Origin of the sequence: Pseudomonas sp. o96-267, from assembly GCF_003935465.1 — a bacterium.
Taxonomy (GTDB): Bacteria; Pseudomonadota; Gammaproteobacteria; order Pseudomonadales; family Pseudomonadaceae; genus Aquipseudomonas; species Aquipseudomonas sediminis.
In genome coordinates this window covers 1-19,883 of the sequence record NZ_RHQP01000055.1, presented here as the reverse complement: position 1 = coordinate 19,883, position 19,883 = coordinate 1, and the positions used below count along the sequence as shown (strand labels likewise).

The window sequence follows — 19,883 nt, the reverse complement described above, 5'->3', positions numbered from 1 at the left end:
TACCATCGCAGTTGAAGAGCAAAAGCCAAACGCTACCGACTTTGATCTTCCGGAGATTTCGCAAGCTCGCGGTCCGGCCCCCGGAGCAGCACCGGAGCGAGGGAAGTTTCGCGTAGCGAAACCCGGATGTCGGGGTGCCCTTCTTTGGCACACCTTTCTTGGGCAAGCAAGAAAGGTGTGGCGCCCGTAAGGGGCGCAACCCAAACGTTCAGCAGACGCGGTAATGGATGGTGCCAAGTCAGTAAGCGATACGCACACAAACTTGCCAGTACGGTGTCAATCCGTACCTTCACCAAACTATGCGAAGAGCCAAAAAAAACCGGCGCTCCTTACGGAGGCGCCGGCTCTTTCAGCCCGTTATGTCGATCAGAATTCGTGATCGGCGGTGTCCGGGTTCAGGTCGCTGATGCCCAGCTTGCCCGCGGCTTGTTCGATGGCGCCGGTCTGCTTGACCAGGGCAGCGATGGCGTCACGTACCAGTTGCTGGCCTTCGGCGTTGCCTTCCGCGATCAACTGATCGAAGTGCACGTTGTTCTTCTCGGCACTGTCGACCAGCGCTTGCAGCTTGGCTTCGGTTTCCTGCAGGTCGGCCTTGAGCGTGGCGTCGGCCTGGGCGTCAGCCTTGGCTACCAGTTCGGACAGGCTCGGGCCGGTCAGGGTGCTGCCGTCGACCTTCTTGTACTCGCCCAGGTAAACGTTGCGAATGCCTTTACCGTTGTAGAAGTGCGAGTTGTGGGTGTTGTCGCTGAAGCAGTCATGCTCGTCTTCGGTGGAGTTGGCTTCCAGTGCGACCTTCATGCGCTCGCCCGCCAGTTCGCCGAGCGACAGGCTGCCCATGCCGAACAGCATCTTGCGCAGACCGTTGTCGGGCGAATCGGCGACCAGTTCGCTGCGGTAGTTGCCTTCTACGCCGTCCTTCCACTGCTCGACCATGTCGTTCAGGTCGCTGACCAGCAGGTCGGTGGCGGCTTTCAGGTAAGTGCGGCGGCGTTCGTTGTGGCCACCGGTAGCGCCTTCACCCACCAGGTAGTCGGTGTAGGGACGCTCGCCAGCACCCGGCTCGGTGCCATTGAGGTCCTGGCCCCAGAGCAGGAATTCGATGGCGTGGTAGCCGGTGGCGACGTTGGCCTCGGAGCCACCCAGTTCGTTCAGGCTGGCCAGCAGCTCGCCGTTGATTTCGCTGACGTCGATCTTGTCTTCACCGACCTGGATCTCGGTGTTGGCGATGATATTGGCTTGCGCGCCCGGGTTGCCCAGAGCGTGCTGGTAGTCTTCGGCCACGTAGTCGATCAGGCCTTCGTCCAGCGGCCAGGCGTTGAGCTGACCTTCCCATTCGTCGACCACCGGGTTACCGAAACGGAACACTTCGGTCTGCATGTACGGCACGCGTGCGGCCAACCAGGCTTCGCGCGCAGCTTTCAGAGTCGCTTCGCTGGGGTCGGCGAGCAGGGCGTCTACCGCGCTTTGCAGGGCCTTGCCGGTGCTCGCTGCGTCGCTGAATACGGCCAAGGCGAGATCGGCGTAATGATTGACCACGGCCTTCGCCGCTGTTTCGTCGACCTTCGCCGCAGTGGCTGGCGCCGTGCTCTCGGTGGCAGCAGCAGGAGCAGCTGCCTGGGTCGCGGGGGCTTTGTCTTCGCCGCAGCCAGCGAGGGAAATGGCGATGGCCAGCAGGCTGGCGGAGGCCAGAGGCATACGAATCATGGCGGGGTCCTTTGCATGTACGAAATGTGGACGGTACTCAGTAGTACCTGAAAAACTGCGACATAATGCAAATGTTTCGCATTATGTGTAAAGGCCATTATTTGTCGTTGTGCGGGATATCGCTATCGAGCCAGCTTGTTGCCGTTAGAATGCCAGCACCCGATTCGCAGTTCTGCATGGAGAAAACTGCATGAGCCTGACCGCTGTGATCATCATCGTTGTCCTCGTCTTGCTCGGCGCCTACGCGGTGTCGTTGTACAACGGGCTGGTACGCCTCAAGCATGGCGTGAGCAAGGCTTGGTCGAACATCGATGTGCTGCTCAAGCAACGGCATGACGAACTGCCCAAGCTGGTGGAAACCTGCAAGCAGTACATGCAGTATGAAGGCTCGACCCTGGAGCGGGTGATTGCAGCGCGTAGCGCCGTTGCCAGTGCTCGCGAACAACATGATGTCGGCGCTCTGGGCAAGGCCGAGAGTGGTTTGCGCGCGGGCCTCGGCCAGCTATTCGCGCTTGCCGAGAACTATCCCGAGCTGAAGGCCAACGACAGCTTCCAGCACCTGCAGCAACGCATCAGCGGCCTGGAAAATGGTATCGCCGACCGCCGCGAGCTGTACAACGAGGCGGTCAACCTCAACAACGTGCGCATCGAGCAGTTCCCCGATGTACTCATCGCGCGCATGTTCAACTTCCAGGCTGCCGAGTTGCTGGTGTTCAGCGAGGCGGAAAAAGCCGATGTAGATATGAAGTCGCTATTCAATTGAGCGTCAGCCGATGATGCAGGTCGACCCCTTCGGCTTCTTTTTCACGCTCACGTTCACTATCGGCGCCTGCCTGGGCGGCGCCTGGTGGTGCCTGCGGGGTTGGTCGCAGGCGCGCCATCTGCTCGACACGCCGACCTCGAAGATTCGCTCGGCGGCGCAGGGGTACGTCGAGCTCTATGGTGTGCTCGAAGCCCTGCCGGACATGCAGTTGCGCGGGCCACTGACTGGCAAACCCTGCCTATGGTGGCGCTTTCGTATCGAGGAATATCGTTCCAGCGGCAAGAAGCGCAGCTGGCGGGTAATCGAGAGTGGCGCCAGCGATGCCTGGTTACGCCTGGTCGATGGCACCGGCGAATGCCTAATCGACCCACGTGGTGCCGAGATTCATGCGGCGGTGCGTGACGTCTGGGAAGGCAACTTGCGGCACCCGCTGGGCCCGGCCAAGAGCGGATTGTTCGGTTTTCTCACCAGCGGTCAGCGTTATCGCTACTGCGAGGAACGCTTTCACGTTGGCCAGCCGCTGTATGCCATCGGCGATTTTCGCACCCGTGGCGCTGCGCAGCAGGGGTTCGACAGGCAGGCCGCTCAGGGCGAAGTGATCCGTGAATGGAAGGGCGATTACGTCGGCCTGCTGCGGCGTTTTGACAGCGACGGCAACGGCGAGCTCGACGAGCAGGAATGGAATCGCGTGCGACTGGCGGCGCAGCTGGAGGCAGAGGATCGCCATCGGCAAAAGGCATCCGAGCCGGCGCGGCATCACATGGCCAAGCCTGGCGAACGGCAGCCGTTCATCCTCTCCAATAGCGGTGAGGACGAACTGGCTCGCAGATTCTATTGGCAAGCCGCCGGTGGCGCCGTGCTGTGCCTAGCCGGTGCGTTGGCCACGGCCTGGTTATTCGGTGTGCAGAACTGGTAAGCCGGGGTGGCGGGCTCGAACAAAAACGCCGCGACGAATCGCGGCGTTTTTTGTGGCTGACGTTTAGAGCGTCGCGGCTGAACTCAGGCGGCGTGACTGCTTGAGGAACAGCGTCAAATCGCGCGCTAGCAGCGGCTTGCTGTACAGGTAGCCCTGACCCTCATGGCAGCCCTGGGCGATGATGTAGGCCTCCTGCTCGGCGGTTTCCACGCCTTCGGCGATGACTTGCATGCCCAGGCTCTTGCCCAGCTGAATGATGGCGCGAACGATGGTGGCGTCGTCTTCGTCTTCGAGCAGATCCTGCACGAAGCTCTTGTCGATCTTGATCTTGTCCAGCGGCAGGCTCTTCAGATAGCTCAGCGAGGAGTAGCCGGTACCGAAGTCGTCGATGGCGATCAGCGCGCCGGAGCGGCGCAGGCTGAGCAGGTGCTGGGCGGCGGTGCTGATGTCTTCCATCAGGCCGGTCTCGGTGACTTCCAGTTCCAGGCTTTTGGGCGGCAGGCGGTAGACCTGCATCAGATTGTTGACCACGCGCGGCAGCTCGGCGTGGTGCAACTGTACGGTAGACAGGTTGATGGCCATGCGCAGGTTGCTGAAGCCCTGATCGTGCCATTCCCTTAGCTGGCGGCAGCTCTGGTCGAGAATCCACTCGCCGATGGGAATGATGGTGCCGTTCTGCTCGGCCAGCGGGATGAACAGATCCGGCGCCACGAAACCATGCTGTGGATGTTGCCAGCGCAGCAGTGCCTCGACGCCGACCACGCGGTGGTCGCGGTAGTCTATCTGGGGCTGGTAGACCAGGTGCAACTGGTTCTGCGCCAGAGCATCGCGCAGATCCTTTTCCAGCTCACGGCGGCGGCGCATCTCGCTGTCGACGCTGGCGATGTAGAACTGGTAGCGATTGCGCGAACGACTCTTGGCCAGGGTCATGGTCTGTTCGGCTTTCTGCAGCAGCTTTTCGGTACTGTCACCATCTTCCGGGAACAGGGTGATGCCGATGGTGGCGCGCAGGCGCACTTCGTGCTGATCGAGCAGGAAAGGCAGCTCCAGGTCGTCGAGTACGCTCTGCGCCAGTTCGGCGGCTTCGTAGGGTTGTTCGATGTCGGCTTGAACCAGGGCGAACTGGTCACCACCCAGACGGGCCAGTGCGCCCAGGCGGCCGCTATGGCTGCGCAGGCGGTCGGACAGTGCGAGCAGCAACTGGTCGCCGCTCTGGTAGCTGAATTGTTCGTTGATGCCCTTGAAGTCATCCAGGCCGACGCAGAGCACGGCGACGCGGCGTTGCAGGCGGCCGGCATCTTCGAGAATCTGATCGAGCTGCTGTTGCAGTTGCTGGCGATTGGGCAGGCCGGTGAGGAAGTCGTACTGAGCCATGCGCAGCAGGCTGTTCTCGGCCTCCCGGCGCAGGTGGGTGTTGCGCTCGATGGAGGCCAGCAACTGGTTGGCGGTGTTGATCCACAAACCCAGCTCGTTCTTCTCGTTGCCCTTGAGCATGGGCAGCTTGTGTTCGCTGGGGCGATCCGGGTTGATGTTGGTGAGGTGCTCGATGATCTTCGACAGCGGTTTGGTCAGCAGCCAGTGATAGACCAGATAGAGCACCAGGCCCATGGCCATGGCGCGCAACACGCCGGAGATGAAGATGATCACCGAGTTGGTGACGAAGCTCTCGCCATAAGGGGCCGTGTCGAGCGTGATGTTGAGGTCGCCGTAGTATTCGCTGTAGGGGCCTCGGCCGACCAGTTTGATAGAGAACTGTTGCTCCTGGCCAAGAATCGGGTCGGTCAGCCAGCGTGTCGGCATCTGTGCCAGGTCGCGGGATTTTTCCGCCAGCATGGGCTCGTTAGGGTGGCCGATGGAGGCGTGACGCACCGATTCGTGCTGGAACAGCCCCTCGATCACTTGCATGCCCATCTCGCGGTCCAGGCTGTATACCGCCTGGGTCGAAGGGTCGCGGAACATGCCGAGGATGCGATGGGCATCGTTGACCACCGCCTGACGTGTCTTGTAGGCGTCGAAGACAATCTGCGCACAACTCAATACCACTCCTACTACGAGTGCTGACAACAGCACCACGCGGAGCAACTTGAGTGACAAGCTGTTTTTCAATTCCAGCTTCAAAGGCATTCCTTATGTCGATGCTTACAGCGTCAGTCAGACGAGAGTATTGGCAATCTAGGCCTGGCCGTCAAAGGGCCATCATGCCGGGTGGCACTATTTATCCCACAAGGAACGCTCCTGGTGCGAATCGCTGTTTGGAGGCCGACTCACTGCTCTGTGTCGGTGCGATTGCGCCGTACTTGAATACCTTTGGTCATATTGACCGTCCGTCGTTGTTACGCCTTTGACGCGTCACCTGCCGTCTGCTTGGCCGCTGGCACAAGAGTTGCGAAGGCCGGGCATCGACCGGGAGGGGATTCGTGATGAAAACGCTCGTGCTGTTGCTCGTCGCTGTCAGCTTTGCCCCACAGGCCCATGCTGCCAGCGAAGAGGCCGCCAATACGGCCTGGCTGGTGTTGGCCAGCGTGCTGGTGTTCTTCATGCAGGCGGGTTTCGCCCTGTTGGAGAGCGGTATGTCGCGGGCCAAGAACGCGGTCAACGTGATGATGAAGAACTACATGGACTGCTGCTTTGGCGGCATCGTGTTTTGGCTGTTCGGCTTCGGCCTGATGTTCGGTGCCAATGTCACTGGCTGGTTCGGCATGAGTCATTTCGCACCGAATGACGGCGAGCCCTGGGACTACACTTTCCTGCTGTTCCAGATGATGTTCGCCGCCACCGCTGCGACCATCGCCAGTGGTGCCATGGCCGAGCGCACGCGGTATGGCGCCTATCTGATCGGTGCGGTGCTGATCAGCGGTGTGATCTACCCGATATTCGGCAGCTGGGTGTGGGGTGGTTTGTACGGCGGCCAGGGCTGGCTGGCCAAGCTCGGCTTCATCGATTTTGCCGGCTCGACCGTGGTACACAGCATCGGTGCCTGGTGCGCGCTGGCTGGGATTCTGGTGCTTGGCCCGCGCCTCGGGCGTTTCTCACCTGATGGCAGGGCGCGTTTGATTCCCGGGCACAACCTCGGGCTGGTGGCATTGGGCGGCTTCATCCTCTGGGTAGGCTGGTTCGGCTTCAACGCTGGCAGCAACCTGGAGGTCAGCAGCAGTCTCGGGTTGATCGCCCTGAATACGCATCTGGCAGCGGTCGCTGGCGCGCTCGGCGCTCTGCTGGCGCAGCGCAGCACGGCCAGCCCGGTACTGTTGACCACTACGGTGAATGGCTCGATTGGCGGGCTGGTCGGCATCACCGCCGGCTGCGCCAGCATGGCACCGGGTTTCGCTTTGCTCAGTGGTCTGATCGCCGGGTTTGTCGTGGTCTACGGCATGCGTTTGCTCGATCGCCTGCAGCTCGACGATGTGGTCGGTGCGATTCCAGTCCACGGATTCGCCGGCATCTGGGGCACCCTGGCTGCGGGTCTGTTCTATCAGGGTGACCTGTTCAACTGGGAGCGTGTCGCGGTGCAGGCATTGGGCGCTGCGGCTGCCTTTCTCTGGGCCTTTCCGGTTGCCCTGGTGTTCTACTTACTGTTGGCCAAGACCATGGGGCTGCGGGTTTCGACCCAGCATGAGCAGCGTGGGCTGGATTTTGCCGAGCATGCTGAGGTCGGTTATCCGGAATTCAATCTGACGCAGACCTTCGACAGCGAGCAATGGTCGAGGAGGGGCTGAGTATGAGATTGAGCCTGCGTCGTCGCGCGATCTATACCGGCCTGGCCGGACACTTCTCGGATGAAGAAGTCTGGCCATTGCTGGCGCTGTGGGAGAACAAGTACGCGGAGCAGCCGCCGTTCGCTCTCAATGAGTTTCTCGCCGAGGTGGTGCTACGTACCGAGCGCAAGCTCGAACGCGCGCGCCTGTATCGTGAGTTGGTCGGCGCCCTGACGGGGCCACCCTCGCAACTGTTGCCTGACCCGGAGGAGCAACTGGCCGCCTGGCGACAGGGGCGCAATGAGGCCGTAAGGCAGGTGGCGACTCCGGATAGCGCCGCGCAAGCGACTTTTCTGGCCCTTAACCAGGCGTTGCTGGAGCAACTCGATGGCACGCAGCAGGCGGCGCTAAGGCGCTTTGCCGCCGGCAACCTGGCCGGCATGGGGGTGAGCTCCGAGCTGTCGACGCGCTTGCGTATCTGGTTGGAACAGGGTGGTGGCGACGGCATCGCCAATCTGGGGCTGGAGCAGCTGCGCAAGCTGTTGAACCTGCTCTATATCGGGCTCTGCGAGTTTCTCGGGCCAGTACGTGCCGATCGCGTGCTGAGTCAGGCGGTCAATCGTGTGGAGGGGCAGGGGGTGGAGTTCTCACCACGTCGACTGCTCTAGATAGCCAGTGTCAGAAACGAAAAACCCGGCCATCAAGGCCGGGTTTTCGCATTACGGGGCTGAGATTCAGGCCGCGTAGTTCTGGGCGACGAAGTCCCAGTTCACCAGGTTCCAGAACGCCTCGACGTACTTCGGACGCAGGTTGCGGTAGTCGATGTAGTAGGCGTGTTCCCAGACGTCGCAGGTCAGCAGCGGGGTGTCGCCGGAGGTCAGCGGGCAGCCAGCGCCGATGGTGCTGGCCAGGGCCAGGGAACCGTCAGCTTTCTTCACCAGCCAGCCCCAGCCGGAACCGAAGGTGCCAATGGAAACCTTGCTGAACTCTTCCTTGAACTTGTCGAAGGAACCGAAGGCAGCGTTGATGGCGTCAGCCAGGGCGCCGGTCGGCTGGCCACCGCCGTTCGGCGACAGGCAGTTCCAGTAGAAGGTGTGGTTCCACACCTGAGCGGCGTTGTTGAAGATGCCGCCCGAGGAAGTCTTGACGATTTCTTCCAGGCTCTTGCCTTCGAACTCGGTGCCCGGCACCAGGTTGTTCAGGTTCACGACGTAGGTGTTGTGGTGCTTGTCGTGGTGGAACTCGAGGGTCTCGGCAGAAATGTGCGGCTCGAGGGCATTCTTTTCGTAAGGCAGCGGCGGCAATTCAAAAGCCATGGTCTATCTCCTACTCAGGTCGTGTGCGGTATGCGCAAGGCCGATCACGGGCGGCCTATGGGCGGCGTCGAGTTTGTACTCTTTGCGCCGCAGACTCGGAATCATAGCACCCGGCCACGGCCATAACCACGCAACATCTGTGTGGGAAAGCCGGTGCCAGGGCCTCTGCAGCATTGGGTTCGACAAGCAGAGGCGCCAGCAGTTGCTTCTTTCGGCGCGCCCGTGCGCAAACGCCAATAGACCTTTAAAGTGCGCCGGCCTTCTTCCAGGCCAGATAACTGCTCACCAGCTCCGGGCCGAGTTCGCCTGGGCGGGCGTCGAGCACCGGTACGCCGTGGGCGGCCAGGCGCTCGTGCAGGTCGGCGCGGGCGTTGAGGTAGTCCAGCGTGCCGCAGTAGGCCAGGGCCTGATCGAATTGCTCTACGGGCGTCTGGCGCAGGCGGTCCAGCGCTTCCTCACGTAGGCTAGTGATCAGCACGCGATGCTGGCGCGACAGGCGACGCACGGCGGCGAGCAGGTCCTGATCGTCCTCATCGCGCAGGTTGGTCACCAGCACCACCAGCGAGCGACGGCGCTGACGCGCCAGCAGCAGATCGGCGGCGGCGCTGAAGTCGGCAGGTTGCTGGCTGGTGTCGAGGTCGTAAACGGCATTGAGCAGCACGTTCAGCTGAGCCGGGCCTTTGCCCGGCGCCAGGTAACGCGACTGGTTGCCGGCGAAGGTTGCCAGGCCGACGGCATCGCCCTGGCGCAGGGCGACGTAGCTGAGCAGCAGACAGGCGTTGAGCGCAGGGTCGAAGTGCGACAGTTCGTCGTCCTGGCTACGCATACGGCGGCCGCAATCGAGGAGGAAGACGATCTGCTGGTCGCGCTCGTCCTGATATTCGCGAGCGATGGGTGTGCGTTTGCGGGCAGTGGCCTTCCAGTCGATCTGGCGCAAGGTGTCGCCGTCACGAAATTCGCGTAGCTGGTGAAATTCCAGACCCAGGCCGCGACGCGGGCGTTGGCGCACGCCCAACTGACTCAGCCAGTCATCCACGGCCTTGAGCTGTGCGCCGTAGAGGCGCGCGAAATCCGGATAGACGCGGCTTTCACCTTCCAGCGGCAGCAGGCGTTTGGCCTGCCACAGGCGCAGCGGGCTGGGCAGCTTCAGCTCGCACAGGTCGAAATGGAAATGCCCGCGGACCAGCGGTTTCAGGCGATAGCTGGCCTGGGTTTGCTGGCCCGGGTGCAGGGTGATGCGTTGTGGCAGGAAGTCGAAGGCCATGCCTTCCGGCACATGGTCGAAGACCTCGATTTCCTGGGTTTGGGCAAAGTCATGATGAACGATCAGTTGCACCTCGCTCCAGCGCCCGAGCGGCAGATTACCCGGCAACACGCGCTCCAGGCGCGGTGATGGCTGACTACGCAGCCACAGGGCGTCGACAGCGGCGATCAGCAGCAACGCCAGCAACAGTCCCCAGGCCACTGGCATCAGGCTGTCTGCCAGGCGAATGCCGAGCAGGGGCAAGGCGCCGAGCAATACGGCAGCGGCAAACAGGCCGCCGAGCAGCCCGAGGAGCAGGCGCGAAGGTTTCATAGGCGCGGTGCCGGCACCTGATCGAGCAACTGTTGCAGAACCTGATCCACCGACAGGCCTTCGATATCCAGCTCCGGCGCTAGACGTACGCGATGGCGCAGCACGGCCAGGGCGCAGCTCTTGATGTCATCCGGCAGGACGAAGTCGCCGCCGCGCAGCAGCGCGCGCGCACGGGCGCCGCGTACCAGGGCGATCGAGGCACGCGGCCCGGCGCCCATGGCCAGGCCCGGCCAGCTACGGGTGGCGCGGGCCAGGCGTACGGCGTAATCGAGCACCTGATCATCCAGGGCCAGATCGCTGGCGATCTTTTGCAGCGCCAGCACGTCCTTGGCTTGCAGCAGGGTGCGCAGCGGGCTGACTTCGAGCATGTCGGACTTGGCCGAGCGGGTCACCTGGCGCACCATGTTCAGCTCTTCGTCCTGCTGCGGATAATCCATACGCAGTTTGAGCATGAAGCGGTCCAGCTCGGCTTCCGGCAGCGGGTAGGTGCCTTCCTGCTCGATCGGGTTCATGGTCGCGAGCACCATGAACGGCAGCTGCACGGGCAGGGCGCGACCTTCCAGGGTTACCTGGCGCTCCTGCATCACTTCCAGCAGGGCGGCCTGAGTCTTGGCCGGTGCACGGTTGATTTCGTCAGCCAGCAGCAGGTTGGTGAACACCGGGCCCTTGCGCAGCTTGAACTGCTCGCTCTGCATGTCGTACACGGCATGGCCAGTGACATCGCTGGGCATCAGGTCCGGGGTGAACTGGATGCGCGCGAACTCGCCGCCGAAGCAGCGCGCCAGGGCGCGTACCAGCAGGGTCTTGCCCAGCCCCGGCACACCTTCGACCAGCACATGGCCACCGGCGATCAGCGCGGTGAGCACATCGTCGATCACCGCGCTCTGGCCGATCACGGCCTTGCGCAGCTCGGCGCGCAGGGCCTGGGCCAACTGGCTGGCACGCTGGCGCTGCTGCGCTTGTGGGTTGCTCGGCGCGGCGGTCGGGGTTTCCTGCACCGGCAGGTTGTCGTTCTCGGGGATCTCGCTCATAGGGCATTCCTGAGGGTTTGCAGGTGGGCGACCTGGCGGGTGAAGTCACTGGCGGACAGGCGCTGCGGCGGCAGTGGGCGCATGGCCTGGCTGATGTTCTTGGCGGGCAGGCGGGTCAGGCGACCGAGCACTTGCCATTGTTCGGCGACGGCGAGTTTCTCGAAACCGGGGTGGCGGCGGCGTGCGCGGCGATTGATGTCCTGCTGCAGACCTTTGAGCAGGCTGTGCTGACCACTGCGACGGAGGAGGAAGTCGGCACTGCCGCGCAGGTGTTCTTCGAGCTGGCGACGGGCTCTGCTGGCCGGTGCCTGCAGTGGGCCATGGCGCACGCCGACGTGCCACAGGGTGGCGATGATCAATAACGCCAGCACCAGCAGCGCCAACGGGAAATGGCGCAGCAGCAGGCGGGCCAGGCCGTCGCTGTCGGCGTGATAGAGCAGGGTCACGGCGCTGTCCTGGCTCAGGTACCAGAGCAGCCAGGCGTGGTCGTATTCGTTGATGTTGCGGTTCTGCCAGATCCACGGATCGCTCAGTACGGTGATCAGACCATCGCCGTGGTAAAGCTGCAGCAAGTGCGTGGCAGAGTCGCTGTTGGCCCAGGCGTGCGCCCGGTTCTGCGCGTCGTACAGATGAAAATCGGTGTCGAAGTCGATGTAGGCCGGTGACTGCTCGTTCTCCAGGTAGAGTTTGGTGAGTTGCGGGTAGGCCTCGTGCTCTTGGTTTTCCGGCTCGGGCTCACTGGCTTCTTCGTCATCCAGGTCGTCACTCATGTATTGCTGGATGCCGAGCAGATCGAGTAGCAGGTCGCCGCTCTTGCCTTCCTCTTCGTCCCAAAGGCGTTCGGCGATGAACAGCAGGTGACCGCCATTGGCCGTCCATTGCAGCACGCGTTCGACCTGGCGTGGCGTCATGTTGCCGCGGTCTGCCAGCAGCATCAGGGTCTGACCTTCGCTGGGCAGGCCGTCCAGCACATCCAGGCCTTCGGCGCGGCGAGCGGCGATGCCCTGTTTGCGCAGGAAGTGTTCGGCCGCCAGGTAAGGGCTGCTGGCAACCTCGGGAGAAGGGCCGTGTTCGACAACGTCCTCATAAGGTTCGAGCTTGCCCAGCACATAACTGGCGAGCAGTCCCAGGCCCAGCAGCAGGGCCATGGCGAGGATGAAACCGGCGCGCCGACTCATGCTGCACGCTCCTGACCGAAAAGGCGACGCCAGCCCTGGCACAGGCCCTGGCGCAGTGACTCGTCAGGCAGGCGATGACCATAGGCCAGGACCTGCCAATGTAGGGTGAGCTGGCGACTGTAGTCTTCCAGATTCTGCTGCCCAAGACCGGCGACCAGATGTAGCACTTCGCCTTCGGTGTGCGACTGTTTCAGGGGCAGACGGTGCTCGTGCAAAAGCCGGCTGAGCAAGGCGCGGTAGAGCAAACCGAGTGCTGCGCGCGGCTGTTCGGCCCAGAGCCGTTCGGCTTCGCTGGCGACGTCATCGGGCAGTGTCTCCGGCGCCAGTTCCAGACCGAACAGCTGTTGCGGCGCGACCTGCCGGCGTCGTGTCGGCAGGCCGATACGTTCGCCAAAGGCCTGTAGCCACTCGCGGTAGCGCCACAGAACGAAGGCCAGCAGCGCGGCCAGCGCCGTCCACAGCAGCACTTCGAAGATCTGCGCGACGACATCCAGGCTTTTCCACCATTCGCCGAGCTTGAGCAGGTTCTTGAGCATATCGAGGAAGGCTTCGACGTCTTCCGGTTTGGGCTCCTCAGCGGGTTTTTCTTCGCCCAGGCGCCAGCGCGTGACGGTTTCGCGGTGCTGGAAGGGCGGTTCGTCGAGCAGCGCTGCGATGCTTTCACGCGCGGCCTGGCTGCTCAGCGGCTGCTGGAGCAGGCGTGGTGCCTCGGGGCCTTGCGGGTCGGCCTGCTCAACGTCTTCGCTGACGATTGGTTGCGTGTCGGCCCAAGCGTCGCCTGGCAGCTGCGTCAGCAATACGGCGCAACCGAGCAACAGGGCGTAGGCGCTGCCGGTCAGGCGTTGGCGCAGGCGGCGGAAGGTCAGCTCGATATCCCAGGCTTCCAGGGCGGTGCGGCGGTTGAGGTAGAGCGTGAAGCCGCAGGCGACGTAGACCGGCTCCCAGATGATCAGCAGTAGCACGTAAAGCAGGTTGGACAGGTGCTCCAGCCACAGCCATTGGCCACTGCTGGCGGCGATCATGCTTTCCCAGGTCCAGTTCAGCTCCACCTGTTGTGGCAGCATCAGATAGAACAGGGCGACCAGGCCCATCCACAGAGCGACTTCCAGGTGCATGCCCACCAGCGTCAGCCAGGTAGCGGCGGCACTGTCGCGCTGGCCGAGCACTACCAGGCGCTGGCTGCGCGCCTGCCCGGCCAGGCCCTCCAATTGCAACACGGGTAGATCGAAGCTGCGTGTCGGGCTCAGTCGGCGCCAGGTCAGGCTGGCCAGCAATTGTGGCCACAATAGTTTCGGCAGGGCCCGCAGGGATTGCTTCAGCGAGGGCGTATTGCCGAACAGGGCTTGCGAGAGGATGTACAGCGGCAGCCGTTCATAGGCGGGTTTGAGCCACCAGAACAGGAAGATGGCCCAACCCGGATACTGCCAGAGCAATGCGCAGAGCAGGGCGAACAGCGGCAGGGTGACCAGTGCCCAACTGGCCATCAGCAGGCCGGCATGACGACGGGCGAGCAGCACGCCGAGGTCGATGGCTTCCCAGGCACTGCGCGGACGGATGGCGACGCTGGCTTCAGTCAGTCGCATGCTGCCTCCGCCCGGCCAACAACAGATAACTCAGCACCAGCACCCAGAGCCCGGCACCGACGGCGTACTTGATGTTCGGGCTGGCGAAGGTGGTGGATGACCAGAACGCCTCGATGAAGGCGGCCAGCAGCAGGAACAGAATCACTCCGGCCACCAGTTGTATCGCCTTGCCAGCGGCCAGGCGCAAGGCCTCGCCACGGGGCAGGCGGCCGGGTGCTAGCAGTGCCCAGCCGAGCTTGAAACCGGCTGCGCCCGCCAAAGCGATGGCGGTCAGCTCGAAGGCACCATGACCGATGACGAAGGACCAGAACGGCTCGCCGTAGCCGATGCGCGTCAGGTGGCCGGCCACTGCGCCGATCATCAGGCCGTTGAAGAGCAGGAAGAACAGGCTGCCGAGACCCAGCAGCAGACCGCTGGCGAAGGTCTGAAAGGCGATGCCGATGTTGTTCATGATGTAGAAGCCGAACATCACCCAGTCGTCGCCCGAACCGCGTTCGCTGAAGCGGCCGAGACGTCGCGCGTCGGGATCGTACATGCCTTCCATTTCGCTGACCTGGTCGGGGCTGACCAGGCTGAAAATCAGCTCGGGATAGAGATAGGTCAGCAGCCCCATCAATCCCAGGCTGCCGAAGAACAGCAGGCTGGCCACGCACACGCTGCGCCACTCGCTGCGTACCAGGCGCGGGAAGCCGAACAGAAAGCGGATCATCTGCGCGCCAAGGTGGCTGCGATGGCGGTAGAACTGCTGGTGGCCGCGCATCGCCAGTTGCTGTAACTGGTCGATCAGGTGGCTGCTGTAGCCGCGCGCCTGAGCCAGCGCCAGATGCTGGCAAAGCTGCCGGTAGCTGGCGGCGAAGCCATGGTAGGACTGCGTTTTGGACTTGCCGCGCTCAAGCGCCTCGAGTTGGCTGTTGAAGGCATCCCAATCCGGCTGGTGGCGACTTTCGAACAGGCTCTGTTTCACGGTGCACTTCCCAGCAGGCCGCGTGCGATGCCGTTGAGGCGCGGTTCGGCCTGTTCGGCAGGCACTTGCAGTGGCTCGGCCAGCAGCGCCGCCAGTTCGGCGCGGCGCGCTGCGGAGAGTTGCCCGCCACGTTCGGCAAAACCGAGGACGGCGCGCTGCTCGTCAAGGTTGAGCGGGAAGGGCGCTGGCAGCGGCTCTGCGTCGGCGAGTAGCGGTTTGCTCAGTGGCGCATCGCGATAGACCACCAGCGTGCCGGCAGCGATATCGCCAAGGCGCTTGAAGGCCGGGTGGTTAAGGCAACTGATGATGCCCAGGGTGTAACCGAACGGCAGGATATCGACGAAACGCAGCAGGTTGCGTGTCAGCGATGCGGCCCAGCCAATGGGCGTACCGTCATCGTGCACCACGCGTAGGCCAAGCATCTGCTTGCCGGGAGAGCGGCCCTGGTTGAGCACCTCGAACAGCACCATGTACCACCAGGTCACGAGAAACAGCAGGATGGTGCCCAGGCCCATGCCGAACTGACCAAGCAGGCCGAGCACAATGAACGTCGCGCTCAGGATCAGGCCGCGAATGGCCAGGTCGATGGCGAACGCCAGGGCGCGCGGGACCAGCCCGGCTGGTCGCAGATGCAGATCGATACCTTCCGGCGTTTCGACCTGATAGCGAGTATCCAGGGGCGGCAGTGGAGATGAAAAGCTGGCGCTTGAGCGTGAGGGCATCGGCGGACTGCATCAATGAAAGCCCGATGCTAGCGAGCAGCGGGCCACGAACGCAACCGGGCCAGCGAACTGGCCCGAGTCACGTCGGCTTATAAGGCCGTTGAAAACGTAGGCGAGGTAGGCAAGACAAGGCAAAAACGATCGAAAAAGCGGAGTTTACGTATTGTAAATGAGCATTTTGAGATCGTTTTTAACGCAGTATTGCCAACGCAGGTAGTTTTTCAGCGGCCTGTTATTGGGCGGCAGGCAGCACGCCAAAGATGGTGCGATACAGCACGCCCATGGCCACTACCATCAGCGGGATGCTCCACACCAGGCCGATACCCAGCGGGATGGCGCTGACCATGACGATCAGGCCGAGCACGATGAACAGACCGAAGACCTTGAACCAGTGCTGGGTGATGGCTTTGCGCGAGGCTTCCAGCGCCTGCCAGGGCGACAGGCCGCGCTCGACTACCAGCGGCACAGCCAGCAGGTAGGCCACGCCCAGATAGATGCCGGGGATCAGCAGCAGGATCATGCCGAGGTAGATCAGCAGCATCATCACCACGGCGGTGATGATCAGCGGCACGGTGCGGCCGAAGTGGCTGAAGATTTCGTTGAAGTTCAGCGGTTGGTCGGCGGCGCGGCGAATGCCGACCATGTTGATGCCGGCCATAAAGGGGTAGGCCAGGGCCGATGCCAGTAGCGAAATCAGGATCTCGCCGATGAACATCAGGGCGATGCTATCGCTCAGCGCGCCGAAGATACCCACTACGCCGCCTAGGATGAACGTGGCGGCCAGCAGTACCACGTAGAACACCAGAAAGCCGCCGATGATGATGCCTTTGGTGCCTTTGACCTTGCTCCAGGACTCGCTCAGCAGGTCGCCGATGTTGAAGTCATAGCCGCGTGCCAGGGCTTCTTCGATGCTCGGTACCTGGTTGGACGGCACTTGTTGCAGGTTGCTGGTGGGGGCGGCATAGGGATTGGGGGTGATTGCGTCACTCATGGCTGCGTCCTTGTACAGAGTGGTAGAGAAATGCCAATGCTAATGGTTACAGCATTTTTCTCAAGTGCAGCGCATCCGCTCATACGGCACCTGTGCGCTGGTTCATGCTTTTACCGGCGGCGGCGAGGCCGGAGGTGAATGATAGACTGGCGGCAATTTTGCCTTGGGTACGGAGCCGCCAATGACTTCCAGCATCTTCTGGTACGACTACGAGACCACCGGTATCAATCCGCGGTGTGACCGCCCGCTGCAGGTGGCGGGCATCCGTACCGATGAGGCGCTGAACGAGATTGGCGAGCCACTGAACATCTACTGCCGCCCCAGTGACGATATCTTGCCGCACCCGGCTGCCTGCCTGGTGACCGGTATCGATCCGCAGCGCCTGCAGCAGTTGGGGCTCGACGAAGGCGAGTTCATGACCCGCGTGCATGCCGCGCTCTCCGCACCGGGCACCTGTGGCGCCGGATACAACAGCTTGCGTTTCGATGACGAGGTGACGCGCTACAGCCTCTATCGCAACTTCTTCGACCCCTATGCGCGCGAGTGGCAGGGCGGCAACAGCCGCTGGGACCTGATCGATCTGGTACGCACGGCCTATGCGCTGCGTCCCGAAGGCATCGAGTGGCCTGAGGAGGAGGGGCGGGTCTCGCTCAAGCTGGAGCGGCTGACCCAGGCCAATGGCATCGATCATGGCCAGGCGCATGACGCGCTGTCCGACGTGCGCGCCACCATTGGCCTGGCACGGCTGCTGCGTGAGCGCCAGCCAAAGCTTTACGACTTTCTCTACCAACTGCGCAGCAAGCAGCGAGTGCTGGATCAGATTCGACTGCTGCAGCCGCTGTTGCACATTTCCGGACGCTTCTCTGCGGCACGTCATTATCTGGCGCCCGTATTGCCCTTGGCTTGGCATCCGCGCAACCGCAATGCGCTGATCGTCTGTGATCTGCAGGCCGATCTGTCACCCTTGCTGAGTCTGGATGCCGACACGCTGCGTAGTCGTCTCTACACGCGCCGTGAGGATCTCGCCGAGGGCGAGTTGCCGGTGCCGCTGAAGCTGCTGCACATCAATCGCTGTCCGGTCGTGGCGCCGCTTTCGGTACTGCGCGAGGTGGATCGACAGCGTTTGCAGCTGGACTGGTCGAGTTGTGAGCGTAATGTCGAAGTGCTGAAAAATGAACAGCCGCTTTGGCAGGACAAGTTAGCGGTGATTTACCGTGAAGAGGCTTTCGCGGGCAGTAACGACCCCGAGCAACAGCTGTACGATGGGTTTATCGGTGACCGTGACCGTCGTTTGTGTGAGCAGGTGCGTAACGCTCAACCCGACGCATTGGCCAACGACAAAAAGTGGCCATTCGATGATGCCCGGCTGCCAGAGTTGCTGTTCCGTTATCGCGCGCGCAATTTCCCCGCCAGTCTATCAGCAGCTGAATCGCAGCGCTGGGCAGAGTTCTGCCGGCAGCGTCTGAACGATCCGCAGTTCGGTGCCCCCAATACTCTGACGCAATTTCACGCAACGTTGGAGCAGTTGCGCGCTGACTGCAGCCCAAGCCAATTGCAACTTTTGCAGCAGTGGCAGACGTATGCGCAGGCGCTGCAGGCACGTTTCGCTATCAATCCCGCAGGCGTTTAAAGCGGGCAACATGCACTGAGGCGATGGCCTTTTTTGTGCGCGGTAAGAAAAACAGGGGGGCGGGAACTTCTCGCTCCTTCAGCATTACTGCTAATGCAAGCAATTACCTGGAGCGGCTACTTCTGAAAAAACATCGGCAATAAAAAACGCCAGCATGGCTGGCGTTTTGGGTGTCGCTCAGGAGTTAGCCCAGCAGAGTGGCCCAACCTTCGACGACGTCGGCGCCCCACTTGGCTTTCCACTCTTTCAGCGTCTTGTGGTTACCGCCTTTGGTTTCGATCACTTCGCCGCTGTGCGGGTTCTTGTACTGCTTGACCTTGCGTGCGCGCTTGGCAGCAGCAGGCTTGCTGGCGCGTACGCCTTTAGCGCTTTTGGCTTCAGGGTCGAGCAGGGCGATGACGTCACGCAGCGACTTCTGATATTCGCCCATCAGGGTGCGCAGCTTGCCTTCGAATTCCAGCTCTTTCTTCAGCTTGTCGTCTTGCGACATGTTCTTCAGACGCTCTTGGAGCTCTTTGATGCTTTCTTCGATGTTGCGGTATTCGTTGATCAGCGACATGGGCATTACCTTGGCGTGAATAAATCTGTGGTAGTCAACAGTGATCCAATAATAGTCACGCACTTATAACAAGTAAACAGCAGGCCACAAAATTACCGAAATGCAATGCAACCCTATGTGTCGCTCAGGCCTAAATTAAATCGGCAATTGCAACTAGGGCATGAAGTTTTCCGTGCGCTCAAATAGTGCGCTTTCTGGGTGCTCAGTCGCGGGCTGTTGCAGGTGCGTGGCTGCTGCAGTTTTTTCGCCATATCGTTAGAATGGCCGACTTTTGCGCCGCCATTGGGGTTTTAGTTATGCGCACGTTCAGATTAGTCATCTCCTGCCCTGACCGCGTCGGTATCGTTGCCAAAGTCAGTAATTTCCTTGCCACCTATAACGGCTGGATTACCGAAGCCAGTCACCACTCCGACACACAGAGTGGCTGGTTCTTCATGCGCCACGAAATTCGTGCCGACTCGCTGCCGTTCGATCTGGATGGTTTCAAGCAGGCGTTCTCGCCGATTGCCCGTGAGTTCTCCATGGAGTGGCGTATCACCGATTCGGCGCAGAAAAAGCGCGTGGTGCTGATGGCCAGTCGCGAGTCGCACTGCCTGGCCGATCTGCTGCATCGTTGGCACAGCAATGAACTCGACTGCGAGATTCCCTGCGTGATCGCCAATCATGACGATCTGCGCAGCATGGTCGAGTGGCACGGCATTCCGTACTTCCATGTTCCGGTCGATCCCAAGGACAAGGCACCGGCCTTCGCCGAGGTGGAGCGGCTGGTCAAAGAGCATCAGGCCGATGTCATCGTCCTGGCGCGTTACATGCAGATCTTGCCGCCGGCGCTGTGTGCCGAGTTCTCTCAGCGTGTGATCAATATTCACCACAGCTTCCTGCCCTCGTTCGTCGGCGCCAAGCCCTATCACCAGGCCTCGCTGCGTGGCGTGAAGCTGATCGGTGCAACATCTCATTACGTTACCGAAGAACTGGATGCCGGCCCGATCATCGAACAGGATGTAGTCCGCGTGACTCACCGCGACGACATCGAGGAAATGGTGCGCCTGGGCAAGGACGTGGAGAAGATGGTGCTGGCGCGTGGGCTACGCTATCACTTGGAAGACCGAGTGCTGGTGCACGACAACAAGACGGTGGTGTTCGACTGATCTTGCTGTGTGGGCCGGCCCGATGCTCGTGAGGGTGTACGAATTTTTGTGTAACCGACTCATGAGCGACACTGTCGCTCCGAACCGGAGACACCATGAGCAAGACG

Annotated in this window: 17 protein-coding genes; 6 read left to right on the top strand and 11 right to left on the bottom strand. The window is 61.9% G+C overall.

Annotation, left to right across the window (positions count from 1 at the left end; translation table 11 throughout):
* Positions 1-366 precede the first annotated feature (366 nt).
* Positions 367-1,704: an imelysin family protein gene (locus tag EGJ86_RS23725; protein ID WP_125836852.1), complete on the bottom strand. Its 1,338-nt coding sequence runs from the start codon at positions 1,702-1,704 to the stop codon at positions 367-369.
* Positions 1,705-1,894: 190 nt separating this feature from the next.
* Here EGJ86_RS23725 and EGJ86_RS23720 point away from each other — a divergent pair, with 190 nt between their 5' ends.
* Together EGJ86_RS23720 and EGJ86_RS23715 are read left to right on the top strand one after the other, a co-directional pair.
* Positions 1,895-2,467, top strand: a complete 573-nt coding sequence (locus EGJ86_RS23720) for a LemA family protein (RefSeq protein ID WP_074917075.1) — start codon at positions 1,895-1,897, stop codon at positions 2,465-2,467.
* Between the two features lie 10 nt (positions 2,468-2,477).
* Positions 2,478-3,383, top strand: coding sequence for a GIDE domain-containing protein (locus tag EGJ86_RS23715; RefSeq protein ID WP_125836851.1), 906 nt, complete (start codon positions 2,478-2,480; stop codon positions 3,381-3,383).
* Between the two features lie 63 nt (positions 3,384-3,446).
* On the opposite strand, the gene EGJ86_RS23710 is transcribed toward EGJ86_RS23715, so the two are convergent.
* Complete coding sequence (locus tag EGJ86_RS23710) at positions 3,447-5,507, bottom strand: putative bifunctional diguanylate cyclase/phosphodiesterase (RefSeq protein WP_372237988.1); 2,061 nt, start codon at positions 5,505-5,507, stop codon at positions 3,447-3,449.
* 296 nt (positions 5,508-5,803) lie between these two features.
* On the opposite strand from EGJ86_RS23710, the gene EGJ86_RS23705 reads away from it, so the two are divergent.
* Both EGJ86_RS23705 and EGJ86_RS23700 read left to right on the top strand, forming a co-directional pair.
* Positions 5,804-7,099, top strand: a complete 1,296-nt coding sequence (locus tag EGJ86_RS23705) for an ammonium transporter (RefSeq protein WP_125836853.1) — start codon at positions 5,804-5,806, stop codon at positions 7,097-7,099.
* A gap of 2 nt (positions 7,100-7,101) precedes the next feature.
* Positions 7,102-7,746 (top strand): hypothetical protein, encoded by a 645-nt coding sequence (locus tag EGJ86_RS23700; protein ID WP_125836849.1) that lies wholly within the window; start codon positions 7,102-7,104, stop codon positions 7,744-7,746.
* Positions 7,747-7,812: 66 nt separating this feature from the next.
* On the opposite strand, the gene EGJ86_RS23695 is transcribed toward EGJ86_RS23700, so the two are convergent.
* From EGJ86_RS23695 to EGJ86_RS23660, 8 genes are all read right to left on the bottom strand, one after another.
* On the bottom strand, positions 7,813-8,394 hold the full coding sequence (locus EGJ86_RS23695; RefSeq protein ID WP_003462535.1) for a superoxide dismutase: 582 nt from the start codon (positions 8,392-8,394) through the stop codon (positions 7,813-7,815).
* A 244-nt stretch (positions 8,395-8,638) separates the two neighbouring features.
* Entirely contained in the window at positions 8,639-9,970 is a 1,332-nt protein-coding gene (locus EGJ86_RS23690; RefSeq protein WP_125836848.1) for a DUF58 domain-containing protein, read from the bottom strand.
* Positions 9,967-11,001, bottom strand: a complete 1,035-nt coding sequence (locus EGJ86_RS23685) for a MoxR family ATPase (RefSeq protein ID WP_125836847.1) — start codon at positions 10,999-11,001, stop codon at positions 9,967-9,969. The genes EGJ86_RS23690 and EGJ86_RS23685 overlap by 4 nt, the downstream gene beginning before the upstream one ends.
* Entirely contained in the window at positions 10,998-12,179 is a 1,182-nt protein-coding gene (locus EGJ86_RS23680; protein ID WP_125836846.1) for a DUF4350 domain-containing protein, read from the bottom strand. Before EGJ86_RS23680 ends, EGJ86_RS23685 begins: the two co-directional genes overlap by 4 nt.
* A complete protein-coding gene (locus tag EGJ86_RS23675) occupies positions 12,176-13,762 on the bottom strand; it encodes a DUF4129 domain-containing protein (RefSeq protein WP_125836845.1) in 1,587 nt (528 codons plus the stop codon). Before EGJ86_RS23675 ends, EGJ86_RS23680 begins: the two co-directional genes overlap by 4 nt.
* Positions 13,749-14,726 (bottom strand): stage II sporulation protein M, encoded by a 978-nt coding sequence (locus tag EGJ86_RS23670; protein WP_125836844.1) that lies wholly within the window; start codon positions 14,724-14,726, stop codon positions 13,749-13,751. Before EGJ86_RS23670 ends, EGJ86_RS23675 begins: the two co-directional genes overlap by 14 nt.
* Positions 14,723-15,448 carry an RDD family protein gene (locus EGJ86_RS23665; RefSeq protein ID WP_125836843.1) on the bottom strand — a complete coding sequence of 242 codons (726 nt, stop codon included), beginning with the start codon at positions 15,446-15,448 and terminating at the stop codon, positions 14,723-14,725. Before EGJ86_RS23665 ends, EGJ86_RS23670 begins: the two co-directional genes overlap by 4 nt.
* 232 nt (positions 15,449-15,680) lie before the next feature.
* Complete coding sequence (locus EGJ86_RS23660) at positions 15,681-16,439, bottom strand: hypothetical protein (protein ID WP_106734441.1); 759 nt, start codon at positions 16,437-16,439, stop codon at positions 15,681-15,683.
* A gap of 181 nt (positions 16,440-16,620) precedes the next feature.
* On the opposite strand from EGJ86_RS23660, the gene sbcB reads away from it, so the two are divergent.
* Complete coding sequence (gene sbcB, locus EGJ86_RS23655) at positions 16,621-18,069, top strand: exodeoxyribonuclease I (RefSeq protein WP_125836842.1); 1,449 nt, start codon at positions 16,621-16,623, stop codon at positions 18,067-18,069.
* Positions 18,070-18,253: 184 nt separating this feature from the next.
* Here sbcB and mvaT read toward each other — a convergent pair whose 3' ends face one another.
* Complete coding sequence (mvaT, locus tag EGJ86_RS23650) at positions 18,254-18,628, bottom strand: histone-like nucleoid-structuring protein MvaT (RefSeq protein WP_099525718.1); 375 nt, start codon at positions 18,626-18,628, stop codon at positions 18,254-18,256.
* 296 nt (positions 18,629-18,924) lie between these two features.
* Here mvaT and purU point away from each other — a divergent pair, with 296 nt between their 5' ends.
* Positions 18,925-19,776 carry a formyltetrahydrofolate deformylase gene (gene purU, locus EGJ86_RS23645; RefSeq protein ID WP_125836841.1) on the top strand — a complete coding sequence of 284 codons (852 nt, stop codon included), beginning with the start codon at positions 18,925-18,927 and terminating at the stop codon, positions 19,774-19,776.
* Positions 19,777-19,883: the final 107 nt, after the last annotated feature.